Below are 12,336 nucleotides of genomic sequence, written 5' to 3'. Positions count from 1 at the left end.
CGATGTGTCTGACGATGTCCGTCTTGCCTCCGAGCAGCAGGCGCGCGTCCTGATTGACTCTCAACTTGCAGCGGCTGGGTGGGTCGTGCAGGACGCCCAAGCCCTGAACTTGTTCGCCGCGGACGGCGTCGCGGTTCGCGAGGTAATTTTGACCTCCGGCCACGGCCGCGTGGATTACCTGTTGTATGTCGACAAGCGGGCCGTCGGGGTGATTGAAGCTAAGCCAATTGGCACACCACTGTCGGGCGTGGAGTGGCAGTCGGCGATGTACGCCAGGGGCCTTCCCGAAGGTCATCGGAAACGTGCGGTTCTCTGCGATGACCGGCTCCCGTTCGTGTTCGAGGCCTCCGGGACCGAGACGCACTTCACCAACGGCTTCGACCCGGATGCGCGGTCCCGCCAGCTCTTCAATTTCCCCAAGCCGTCCACACTCGCACGCGTTATCCGGGACGCGGATGCAGACCCGGAGTGCCCGACGTGGCGAGCCAAAGTACGCGCCTTGCTTCCGTTGGACGAGACTCCACTTCGTCCTGCACAGATCATGGCAATCAAAGGCACGGAGACCTCTCTGGCCGAACAGCGGTGCGACCGAACCCTGATCCAAATGGCCACCGGGGCCGGCAAGACCTACACCGCCGTGACCCTTGCCTACCGGTTACTGAAGTACGGCGGGTTCTCCAAGATCTTGTTTCTCGTCGACCGCAACAACCTCGCCGATCAGACCCTCGCAGAGTTTCAGAACTACACTGCACCGGGTGACGGACGCCGGTTCTCTGAGGTGTACGCGGTCGACAAGCTGACTGGCGCCGGCATGCTCTCCTCCTCGAACGTGGTGATCTCCACGATCCAACGTGTGTTCAAGGTGCTGAACGGCAATGAGGTCCTGAGCGCCGATGACCCGCAGCTGGATGACTACGTCCCCCAATTCCCGGTAACCGTGACGTATGCGCCAGATATGCCGCCCGAGACCTTCGACCTGGTGATTGTCGACGAGGCTCACCGCTCCATCTATGGCCTGTGGCGGGGTGTGCTGGAGTACTTCGATGCGCATGTAGTTGGACTGACTGCGACGCCAGGCAAACAGACGTTCGCGTTCTTCCGCCAAAACTTGGTGTCGTCGTACACCTTCGAGGAGTCCGTGTCAGACGGGGTGAACGTGGACTTCGACATCTACAGGATCAAGACACGGGTCACTGACCGGGGTGAGCGCATTGAGGCCGGCACTCTTGTGCCGAAGGTTGACAGGCGCACACGAGTCCAGCGCATCGAGCAGATCGACGAGGACCTCGTCTATACGGGTGGCCAACTCGACCGGGCAGTGACGAACCCTAACCAGATCCGCTTGGTTCTGGAAACGTTCCGCAACCGGTTGTTCACTGAGATCTTTCCCGGCCGGTCAGCGGTGCCGAAGACGCTGGTCTTCGCGAAGGACGACGCTCACGCTGAGCAGATCCTCACCACCGTTCGGCAAGTGTTCGGCAAGGGCAACGATTTCGCCGCGAAGATCACCTACACCGCGAACGATCCCAAGGGGCAACTGCGGGCATTCCGCACCTCGGCCAAGCTGCGCATCGCCGTCACAGTCGACATGGTCGCGACCGGCACAGACGTGAAACCGCTGGAGTGTGTCTTCTTTATGCGGGATGTGAAGACCGCTCAGTATTTCGAGCAGATGAAGGGCCGCGGAGCGCGCACCATCGCACCGGCCGACTTTCAGGCCGTTACCCCGGACACTGCAGCTAAGACCAAGACCCGCTTCGTCATCGTGGATGCCGTTGGGGTAACCGAACACGACTTTGTCCAGCCCCCGTTGAACCGTGAAAAATCCGCCTCATTGGAGCAGTTACTGAAGAAAACGGCGAAGCTGACTATCACCGAGGACGAGGTAGCCACCCTCGCCTCCCGTCTGTCCGCGCTCGAACTGCAGCTCGCGCCCGAGGAACGAAGCGAGCTCGACAAGGTTGCCGGCCAGCCGCTCAAGCAGCTTGTGCGCGCCCTGGTCGAGGTGGTCGACCCCGATGCCCAAGCCAAGGCCATCGAGGCCGCCGGGCTGGATGTGTCATCGGCCGAGGTCGTGCAACAGTTGATCGACAGGGCGATCAAGCCACTGGCCGCTAACCCGGATCTGCGAACTCGGATCGTGGAACTGCGCCGTACCCACGACCAAATCGTCGACGAGGTGAATCCCGACGAGCTTATCGACGCGTACGGCGTAGTCGATCCCGACCGCGCCCGGTCGCTGGTCGAGGACTGGACCAAGTACCTGCACGCGCACCGGGACGAGATCACTGCTATCCAGCTCATGGACGAAGCAAAACATCGCCAGGTGCCGTTCGAGACAATTAAGGAATTGGCTGACCGCATCGCCCGTCCTCCGCACAATTGGACTCCGGACATGATCTGGGCGGCCTATGAACAAATTGACGCTGGGCGCGTCCGACACCGCGACAAGCCGCGCTTGACCGATGTGGTGTCACTGGTCCGATTCGCCCTCGGAGTAGACTCCCAGTTGGTCTCGTTCGCGGAAACCGTGCAGCAGCGATATACCGGATGGCTACTCACCCAGGAACAGGCCGGGACCACATTCACTGATACGCAAAGGTGGTGGCTCGACCGTATGGTCGACGTGATCTCCAACTCCGCCGGCATCGCCACCGACGATCTCGACGTAGCACCCTTCGACGAACGGGGTGGCATCGACGGCGCGCTGCGGGACCTCGGCGACAACGCCGAAGAACTCATCGAGGCCCTCAACACGGAGCTGACTGCGTGAACGCTTCACCAGCCGAGTGGCGCTCTGTCACTCTGGGCCAAGTCATCACTCCGCAACGCGACCGCGAAATTCCTCAGAGTACGAGCAAGCTCCCGTTCATTGGCATGGAACATGTCGAAGCACATAGTGGGCGCGTCATTGGGCGCGGCCGGGCAGCTGACATTAGTAGTTTGAGTCCAAAAGTTCAGGCGGGGGACGTTCTGTACGGACGACTTCGTCCCTACCTGAATAAGGTTGCGATCGCGCCGGAAGACGCTTTCGTGTCGGGAGAGTTCATTGTCTTCCGCAGCAATGAGAACGTGCGTGGACGCACGCTGGCTTAAGTGGCGACTGACCGCTCAAGATTTTGTTGAGTTTGTGACTTCGCTGAATTCGGGTGACCGCCCACGGGTCAAGTGGCCACAAATAGCGAGTTTCACGCTGGACATTCCAACCGTCGAAGAACAGCGACAGATCGTCGAGGTCCTCGAAGACCACCTTTCCCGGCTCGATTCTGCCGAGATAAGTCTGCAAGCAGCAGCTCTTCGGAACCGAAACTTTGTCAAAGCCAGCGCCACAACACTTGTCGATCAAGCGGAATCGGCCCCGAACGTTCCTCAGATTCTTCTCTCCGACATTGCGAAAATCGGTAGCGGCAGTACTCCGAAGAGGGGCAACGCAAAGTACTGGAAAGACGGATCAATCCCTTGGATCACGAGTGGGGACCTCTCGCAGGGAGTTGTAACCGAGGCGACACAGTTTATAACCGACGCAGCCCTAACCGAGACGGCAGTGAAAATTTGGCCAAAAGGGACACTTCTCGTCGCAATGTACGGTGAGGGAAAAACGCGCGGAACTGTCGGTGAGCTCGGCCTTGATGCAGCGATGAATCAAGCATGCGCGGCCATTAGCCTTGCAGATTCCTCACCCGTCGCTCGGGCGTGGTTACGTCTAATACTCGAGTCCCGATATGACATGCTGCGCCGTGAATCGAGTGGTGGCGTGCAGCCGAACTTAACGCTCAGATACTTCAAGTCACTTTCACTTCCTTGGCCGAAATTGACCCAGGCAGAAGCGATAGTGGATCAGCACCGTGACACTGTCCGCCGTGCCCAGCGCCTCAATCAAGGTGTCGACGCGGCGCTGAAGCGGTCCGCTCGGTTGCGGCACGCCCTGTTGGTCGCCGCGTTCGACGGCCGGTTGCCAGAAGCAAATACAGATGTCGAGCAAGTGAAGGAGATGGCTGGTGTCTGACGTCCGTCACTTAGTGGGCAAGATTTGGTCCTACGCCCATGTCCTGCGGGACGACGGCGTGGGGGTTCTCGAGTACACCGAGCAACTGACGTACTTGCTGTTCCTGAAGATGGCACACGAACGTGCGACCCGGAGGCTCAAGCCAGAGCAGATCCTCCCGTCTGAGTACTCATGGCAGCGGCTGCTGGATACTGAGGGCGCTGCGCTGGAGACGGAGTACACTTCGATCCTTCAGGGCCTGGGCCACCAATCCGGAACTCTGGGCACGATTTTCCGCAAGGCGCAGAACCGGATCCAAGACCCGGCCTTGCTCAAGCGACTGATCCACGATCTCATCGACAAAGAGCACTGGTCTCGCGCCGGTACGGACATCAACGGAGATGCGTACGAGTCACTGCTCGCCAAGGGCGCCTCGGACAAGGGCTCAGGAGCGGGGCAATACTTCACGCCGCGCGCAGTGATTGCGGCCATAGTCGACTGCGTCCAGCCCACAATCGGGGACTCCGTCGTCGACCCCGCCTGCGGCACCGGAGGTTTCCTGCTCGCGGCGCACGACTATGCCTCTCGGGGTGCGGAAAGTCTGACTCCGCCAGAAAGGGAACACCTCCGTAAGACGTTCGTCCAGGGAACCGAGCTGGTCGACGGCACCGCCCGGTTGGCGGCAATGAATCTGTTGCTGCATGGCATCGGCGAGGCCAACGGGAAGTCGTTGATCGAGGTCAAGGATTCCCTGGCCGCTGACCCCGGCCAGCGCTGGTCGGTGGTACTCGCCAACCCGCCATTCGGGACCAAGTCGTCCCTGACGATGGTCGGCGGCGACGGGCGCGAGGCCACTGACGACCGGGCGGTGCAGCGTCAGGACTTCGTCGTGACGACCTCGAACAAGCAGCTCAACTTCCTACAGCACATTATGACGATCCTGGACATCAACGGGCGCGCTGCCGTCGTGCTGCCCGACAACGTTCTATTCGAAGGCGGGGCCGGGGAGACCCTCCGCCGCCGGCTGCTCAACGATTTCGACCTGCACACCGTCCTGCGACTGCCCACCGGGCTGTTCTATGCCCCGGGCGTGAAGGCGAACGTGCTGTTCTTCGACAAGAAGCCCGCCTCCGAGACGCCGTGGACGTCGAAGCTGTGGGTGTACGACCTGCGCACGAATCAGCACTTCACGCTCAAGCAGAACCCTCTCACTCGGGGGCACTTGGACGGCTTCGTCGGCTCCTATGCGCCTGGCAAACCGCGAGATGAACGCGTCGAGACCGAGCTGTTCAAGTCGTTTACGTACGAGGAACTCATCGCGCGCGACAAGCTCAACCTTGACATCGTTTGGCTGCGCGACGCCTCCCTCGAAGACCTCGACAATCTGCCTGTGCCGGAAGTCATCGCCCGCGAGATCGTCGAGGACCTCACCGCCGCGTTGGAGGAGTTCGCTGCTGTCGCAGCAGCACTTGAAGCGCCTGTAACGATAGAGAAAGGATCTGAGTAGTCGCGTCAACCGTGACAGTCGGGCCCGCAGAATGTCGTTGGGCAGTCGCCTTTTGAGGACTAGGTTGACCATAGTCGGTGCCAATAGAGCTTGGAGCCTTAGGGGGCGATGTTGAAGAGTGAGGACTCCGCAAGCAAGATTGCTTGGAATCTGACCGAGGCTACAGGGGGTAGGCTTGGCCTAGAGAACGGGTTGGACCTTACCCTCGTATTGCTGTTTCTACGATATAGCCTGTCCGACGAAGACTGGGATCTCGTTCGCTCGGATGTGTCCTATGCGAAGAACAGTTCCGAGGTAATTCGTCGAGCGGTCACAACGCTCTTGCCGGGGCTCGTTCGAGATGCAGCGCTTCCCATTCCTAGGCTCGAGGGTGGTCAACAGGCGGCTACCTTGTTCCGCGGTCTGGAGCGTTCCTTGTCCGGCAACCCCGACGAGCTACTCCAGGTCTTCGAAGCTCTACTGACCGACTCAAAGCTCACAAGGTTCTCTGGAAGCCTTGAGGCTCCCACCCCGCTACCTTTGGCGCGTCTGATGGTTGGCCTCATCAGCACCGGTGGAGCCTTCTACGACCCAGCGTGCGGTTCAGGAACGCTCCTACTGGAAGCGCACCGGCAAGGAGCCCCACTCGTTGTGGGATCAGATATCTCATCTCGATCTCTCCTCCGCTCCGCGATGCGCCTCCAAATGCACGGCGTAGAGTTCCACCTCAGTCGAAGAGACAGCCTAAGCGGCCCTCCCGCTTACGGTGAGTGGGAGAACAGCCTCGTTAGTGTAGGAACTCATCCACCATTTGGCCTCAAGCTCGATGACAGTCAACTGGGCTTTCTCGAAGCGCGGCTAGGTTCCAAGCTTCGCCGTAATCAGAGCGACGCCGCGTGGCTGGCCTTGATCGCCCGATTCATTCGCCATCGCGGCCGAGGCGCCATTGTTCTGCCCTCGAGTTCGACCTTCCGGAACGGGGTGAGCCCACAAGTCCAAGATTGGCTCATCAAGGAAGGTCTACTGGAAGCGATAATCTCGCTACCTCAACGAACGCTTTCTGGTACTACCGCAACCCCGACTTTGTGGCTCCTAAACGGGACCGACGAAATAGCAGACGGTTTCCTCGCTCTTGACGCCGGCGCAGCCCTTGCCGAAATATCCGAAGATCGGCCAGTACTTGACGGAGAGTCCGTCCGTCACATTACTTCGATCCTCAAGGATTGGCGACGAGACCGTTCCGTCCATGCTGACAGCCATATTGCGGTTAACGTAAGGTACCAAGACGCTTGGTCACCCGACGTACAGCCGCGACGCTTTCTTGACCCGCAGCCTTCGCCAGGTGTTGAGCGGCCTCAATCGCCGGTTCATTTGCTTTCGCAGATTCGAGTCCAGAACCTCAAGTCGTTCGCAGGCCCGTCTAGCGCACGGCTCGCTCCCATTACCCTTTTCTACGGGCCGAATTCGGCAGGAAAGTCGACAGGGCTCCAAGCGCTGACGCTACTGAAGCAGTCCCTAAGGGGTGCCAGCAGCTTGCAGACGAACGGCCCACACACTAATGCAGGTAGTTTCCTTGGCATAGTTTCGGGTCATGAGGCAGATCGTGCTCTAGAGCTCGGCCTTAGCTTCGGCGCGTTGGACCTCGCCGACCCATCAGTGCGTGTGCCCGACCCGTCAATGACTCGACATATGGACTGGGCGTTCGAGCTCGATGGAAGCGGCCAAGGGGGCCTTCGCTCGCTCAGCGTCGCCCTCAGCCGTCCACCAGATTCTCCCGTCGTGAGAGTCGAGCTGGCCCGGGATGAAGAATCAATGGGCAGGGGGACGTCGACTTTCTGTACGCCAAACGGCAACCTGGGACCTTTAATGTTTCATCTGAGCGAGAGCAATTTGCTGTTCCCGCCACTTAAAGGAAGCCCGGACCGAATTGAGTCGCCTTTCCCAGGCCGAGTTGCGTCGACAACGCGTCAAGTGAAGCGACTGCTGGAGAAGATATCGGGGGCTGACCGCCATAGCTACATCAACCTCGACGGTTTGCTGCCTTCTTTGGTCGACGCACGAACGCGTCGCGAATGGTCATTGTCGAACGAGCGGGAGGCCCACCGCTACCTAAATCAGATCGAGGAGTTCTTTGCCGGAATGGGCCAAGAGGCCAGTGCACTATTAGACGGACTGGTGTATTTGGGCCCCCTACGCTCGATCCCCGCTCGCTACTATCCCCGCAGACAGTCAGAAAGGGGGGCTTCCCTCGAGGGTGAAAATTTTGCAAACCACTTGTTTGATAGTGCAAGTGACAGAGCCGCCCTCAACTCATGGCTTCACAAGCTGGAGATTCCATACAGGGTGGATGCTGTCGCAGTGACAGGGCCAGATAGTGCTCACTTCGCTGGAGAGCTAATCTCCATCGTTCTCACCGACGCTAGATCGAATGTGGAGGTGTCTCCCACTGATGTGGGCTTCGGAGTAAGTCAGGTTCTCCCCATCGTGGCGGAATCGGTTTCTCGACAAAACTCCGTCATCTGCATCGAACAGCCTGAGATCCACCTCCATCCAGCCCTGCAGGGCAACCTAGCCGACTTGCTTATAGAGAGTGCTCAGCAGGATGGCCGAGCCAATCAATTCATCATCGAGACTCATAGTGAGCACCTTATGCTGCGCCTTCAACGTAGAATCCGTGAGGGCGAACTCGACCCTCGAGCAGTCGCTGTGAATTACATCGTGCAATCCGAGAATGGGCAGGCGCATTTTCAGGAACTACGGCTTGATTCGGACGGTGACTTTATCGACGCTTGGCCCAATGGCTTCTTCGATGAAAGGCTTGGCGAGGTCTTGGGGGATTTCTATTGATCAGCCGCATCAGCATCCTTCCTGAGGCGCTGGATGATCTCACCAAAAACTCCGGCACGAACGCAAAGCTAGTGCATTCCGCCGTTGTCGATGCATTGTTGAGGCACGGGCTCCTTCAGTTCACGTCGCCTGAGGACGCCAAGGCCCTGGCCACGTCTATTTCGCGGCAGCCTGAGTCCATTAAGAAGATCTGGGATGCAGCTCTGGCAACATTACGATCCAGCAAGCGACTCAAGATGGCTGATCCCCCATCCCAGCCCCTTAAAGCGATAACTACCTTGGAGCAGATGCGTTCAGTACTTCAAGGTCATGCACAGCTGTTTGCGGTCAGTGACGGGATAGCTCGCTCTCTTGGTGTCTCGAGCGGCCAGTCACTTCGCGATGCTGTCAGCGATATTGAGGTGGCGGAAGCACCCCTTCTCCCTGAGGCGTTGTCCATCACAAGATTCCGTGACCTGGCGCTACAAGGCCATTTTCCCTCCGGAACCGCACGAAAGGACATTTGGGCGAGGGTCTTTAGACCGGCGGCACAGATTGCGAGTCGTGTTGTCATATACGACAGATGGCTTTTACAACGTCTCCTCGACCCAAGACAAGCTGGCCCGGACGAGCAAGTGGTCTGGATGCTGAAGCAACTAGCTTCCGACATGCCGCCTCGATCTTCGGTGTCGTTGCTAACCTCTGACGAAGGCTGCTTTCCCGGCCAAGGTTCAGTGTCCAGCGCTGAAATCCAACAGGCGATAAACACGCGTTGGCCCCAGACAGGCAGCCCCGGAAATCTCGATGCAGTTTCAGTGACAATGGGACCTTGGCGTCAGCGAGGCCAATTGCTTCCTCACGACAGGCACATTCGCTTCAACTGCGGCGTAGGAATCATTTCGACCCAGGGATTTGACAGGCTCGCCAAGCCCAGCGTGGTTGCGGCCGATGGATTCAAGTGGGAGTACAAGTTTGGAAGTGCCCTCAGCGTGATGCTAGACGAGGAAAACACTCTGACTGATCCGAGAAACCAAGGCATGAGCACCTTCGGTATTGTCTAGCGTATCTTTCGTTCACGCAGGGCGACTACTTCAGTGGACGCCATGCAGGTCAGCGTCGGGGCCACCTCGCTAACTTCGCGTCGTGGATTAAATCGACGTGCAACTTCGCCTCCTGGGTCAGCTCGAACCCGAGCCCGGACCTCGCCGTACCGCTTCAGGCCCTCCGTCTCGATCTCGCCCCGCGGGTCGGCAATCTGTCTCGATGTTCTCCGAGACGGACGTCGGCGCCCCGGAGAGCACGAGCACCCCGTCCGCCAGATACACGGCCTCGTCGATGTACTGGGTGACGAACAGGACCGTCATGTTGTGCGCGTCGCGCAGGCGCAGCACCCGATCCTCCAGCTCCACCCGGGTCTGCGCATCGACGGCCGCGAACGGCTCGTCCATCAGCAGCAGGTCCGGGTTGTACGCCAGGCCGCGGGCGATCACTGTGCACTGCTGCCTGCCCCCGGACATCTGCCACGGGTAGAGCGTGCCCTTCCCAGCCAGGCCCACAGACAACAGGGCCCGGTCCACGCGCCCGTCCAGCTCGGACTTCGGGAAGCGCCCCTCGATCGTCAGCCGCACGTTCTCGGCGACCGTCATCCGCGGCACCAGGGACAGCGAGTAGTCCTGCAATGATCACGCTCATCGAAATTCCCCACCCGGCGCTCACTGAATTTCCCCAGTTCGTGTCAGTCCCTGAATAGGGGCGGGCCCTCCCCGAAGCTGGTGGTCTCTGACCACACACCGGCTTTCGAGAAAGGCCCGTCCCTTCATGCTGCCATGGAAGGAAGACGTGGAGATCCACGCGTTGAAAGAGCGCGGCTGGAGCATCAGCCGCATCGCCAAACACACGGGGCGGGACCGCAAGACCGTCCGCGCCTACCTCAACGGGGAACGGACCCCGGGGATGCGCCGCCGCTCCGGACCGGATGTTTTCGCCCGGTTCGAGGCCTACGTCACCGCCCGGCTGGCCGAGGACCCGCACTTGTGGGCGTTGACCCTGTTCGACGAGCTGGCCGGGCTGGGCTATGACCGCTCGTACCAGACGCTGACCCGCCAGATCCGCGCCCGCGGGCTGCGCCCGGCGTGCGTGGCGTGCGGGAAGGTCACCGAGCGCCCGAACGCGGTGATCGAGCACCCGCCCGGGGAGGAGACCCAGTTCGACTGGCTCGAGCTGCCCGACCCGCCGTCCGGCTGGGGGCCGGGGCGCAAGGCGCTGCTGCTGGTGGGCTCGCTGCCGCACTCGGGCAAGTGGCGGGCCGTGCTGGCAGAATCGATGGACCACGCGCACCTGATGGAGGCCATCACCACGCTCATCGCCCTGCTCGGGGGCCTGACCCGGGCCTGGCGCTTCGACCGGATGGGAACCGTCGCGGTTGCCGGCAGTGGGGACATCAACCCCGCCTTCGCCGGCTTCGCCAAGCACCACGGCGTCGAGGTGCTCCTCTGCCCGCCCCGGTCCGGGCACCGCAAGGGCGTGGTGGAGAAGAACAACCACACCGCCGCGCAACGCTGGTGGCGCACCCTGCCCGATGAGACGGGCTTCGAGGCCGCCCAGGCGAGCGTGTTGGCCTTCGCCCAGTCCCAGGACGCCCGCCGGCGCCGCGGGCCCCAGGGCTGGAGCACGGTGGCGGCGATGGCCGAGGTGGAGGTGTTGCGCCCCGCCCCGGCGGCCGCCTACCCGGTCGCGGTCCAGGACGAGCGCACCGCCTCACGGCAGGGCCTGGTCTCCTGGCGCGGCAACCGGTACTCCGTGCCCCCGGAGCTGGCCGCGGCCAGGGTCGTGGTCACCCACCGGGTCGGTGCCGGGCACCTGCAGATCCGCTCCGGGAACGCGGTCGTGGCCCGGCACCGCATCGCCGAGCCGGGCTTGGGCGCCACCATCCGCGACACCGGACACGTCATCGCCCTGAACGCGGCGGCGATGGCCGCGGTGAACACGGCCAAGCCCCACCGCCGCAAGGAACGCATCCCGCCCGGGGCCGCCGCCCGCGCCGCCGCCGACGCCCTGCTCGGGCGCCCCGCGGCGCCGGAGGCCTCCGTGATCGACCTGGCCGCCTACGAGGCCGCCGCCCAACGAAAGAGCTACCTGCCATGACCACCACCCCCACCCCGGCCGCCGTTCCGTCCACGAACGCGCAGGCGGCCACCTACCAGCGGCTGCGCGCCCATCTGGCCACGCTCAAGCTCGCCGGGGCCGCCGAGGCGCTGCCCGCCGTCCTGGACCAGGCCCGCGCCGACGGCTGGTCGATGACCGAGACCCTCGAGCGCCTGTTGGCCGTCGAGGTCGACAGCGCCGAGGCCCGGCGCCTGGCCGGACGGCTGCGCTTCGCCAGCATCCCCACCCCGGCTACCCTGGCCGGGTTCGACACCGACCACGCCCAGGGCGTCGACCGGTCCCTGATCAACGAGCTGGCCACCTGCCGGTGGCTCGAGAACGCGACCAACGTGCTGCTCATCGGCCCGCCCGGCACCGGCAAGACCCACCTCGCCGCCGGGCTGGCCCGCGCCGCCGTCGAGGCCGGATACCGCACCTACTTCACCTCCGCGGCCGACCTGGCCGCCCGCTGCCACAAGGCCGCGATTGAGGGCCGGTGGGCCACCACCATGCGCTTCTTCGCCGGCCCCACCCTGCTGGTCATCGACGAGCTCGGGTACCTGCCCCTGCCCGGGGAGGCCGCCTCGGCCCTGTTCCAGGTCATCAACCAGCGCTACCTCAAGACCAGCATCGTGATCACCACCAACCGGCCCGTCGGGGCCTGGGGCGAGATCCTCGGCGACACCACCGTCGCCGCCGCCATGCTCGACCGGCTCCTGCACCGCTCCGTGGTCCTGAACCTGGACGGGGACTCCTACCGGCTCCGAGCCCACCACGACGCCGCCGAACAGCTCCGCCGAGCCACTACAGGCACCCCGAAAACGCTGCTAACCTAAACCCCGCGACTGGGGACATTCACCGAGCACCAACCGGGGAATTTCGATGAGCGTCATCA

At 61.9% G+C, this 12,336-nt stretch carries 8 protein-coding genes and 1 pseudogene; 8 read left to right on the top strand and 1 reads right to left on the bottom strand.

Annotation, left to right across the window (positions count from 1 at the left end):
- The first annotated feature begins 4 nt into the window (after positions 1 to 4).
- From AC1Q5D_RS15370 to AC1Q5D_RS15345, 6 genes and pseudogenes are all read left to right on the top strand, one after another.
- Complete coding sequence (locus AC1Q5D_RS15370; RefSeq protein WP_481739335.1) at positions 5 to 2,773, top strand: type I restriction endonuclease subunit R; 2,769 nt, start codon at positions 5 to 7, stop codon at positions 2,771 to 2,773.
- A 303-nt stretch (positions 2,774 to 3,076) separates the two neighbouring features.
- On the top strand, positions 3,077 to 4,006 hold the full coding sequence (locus AC1Q5D_RS15365; RefSeq protein ID WP_481739334.1) for a restriction endonuclease subunit S: 930 nt from the start codon (positions 3,077 to 3,079) through the stop codon (positions 4,004 to 4,006).
- Positions 3,999 to 5,492, top strand: a complete 1,494-nt coding sequence (locus AC1Q5D_RS15360; RefSeq protein ID WP_481739333.1) for a class I SAM-dependent DNA methyltransferase — start codon at positions 3,999 to 4,001, stop codon at positions 5,490 to 5,492. The genes AC1Q5D_RS15365 and AC1Q5D_RS15360 overlap by 8 nt, the downstream gene beginning before the upstream one ends.
- Positions 5,493 to 5,600: 108 nt before the next feature.
- A pseudogene (locus AC1Q5D_RS15355) lies at positions 5,601 to 6,659 on the top strand (HsdM family class I SAM-dependent methyltransferase); the annotation flags it as partial.
- 591 nt (positions 6,660 to 7,250) lie between these two features.
- On the top strand, positions 7,251 to 8,318 hold the full coding sequence (locus AC1Q5D_RS15350) for an AAA family ATPase (protein WP_481739394.1): 1,068 nt from the start codon (positions 7,251 to 7,253) through the stop codon (positions 8,316 to 8,318).
- Positions 8,315 to 9,358: a hypothetical protein gene (locus AC1Q5D_RS15345; RefSeq protein WP_481739332.1), complete on the top strand. Its 1,044-nt coding sequence runs from the start codon at positions 8,315 to 8,317 to the stop codon at positions 9,356 to 9,358. Before AC1Q5D_RS15350 ends, AC1Q5D_RS15345 begins: the two co-directional genes overlap by 4 nt.
- Positions 9,359 to 9,475: 117 nt before the next feature.
- Here the strand turns inward: AC1Q5D_RS15345 and AC1Q5D_RS15340 are convergent, their stop codons facing one another.
- Positions 9,476 to 9,976 carry an ATP-binding cassette domain-containing protein gene (locus AC1Q5D_RS15340; RefSeq protein ID WP_481739331.1) on the bottom strand — a complete coding sequence of 167 codons (501 nt, stop codon included), beginning with the start codon at positions 9,974 to 9,976 and terminating at the stop codon, positions 9,476 to 9,478.
- 139 nt (positions 9,977 to 10,115) lie between these two features.
- On the opposite strand from AC1Q5D_RS15340, the gene AC1Q5D_RS15335 reads away from it, so the two are divergent.
- Positions 10,116 to 11,441 (top strand): IS21/IS408/IS1162 family transposase, encoded by a 1,326-nt coding sequence (locus tag AC1Q5D_RS15335; RefSeq protein WP_481739330.1) that lies wholly within the window; start codon positions 10,116 to 10,118, stop codon positions 11,439 to 11,441.
- Positions 11,438 to 12,277, top strand: coding sequence for an IS21-like element helper ATPase IstB (istB, locus tag AC1Q5D_RS15330; protein ID WP_481739329.1), 840 nt, complete (start codon positions 11,438 to 11,440; stop codon positions 12,275 to 12,277). The genes AC1Q5D_RS15335 and istB overlap by 4 nt, the downstream gene beginning before the upstream one ends.
- Positions 12,278 to 12,336: the final 59 nt, after the last annotated feature.

The sequence above is a fragment of the Arthrobacter paludis genome (assembly GCF_056782315.1).
Note: the sequence above shows the minus strand (reverse complement) of the source record. Positions and strands in the feature narration are given on the sequence as shown.

Bases quoted from the DNA above. Each gene is read 5' to 3' on its own strand.
- AC1Q5D_RS15335 (WP_481739330.1), top strand. From the start codon at position 10,116: ATGCTGCCATGGAAGGAAGACGTGGAGATCCACGCGTTGAAAGAGCGC.
- istB (WP_481739329.1), top strand. From the start codon at position 11,438: ATGACCACCACCCCCACCCCGGCCGCCGTTCCGTCCACGAACGCGCAG.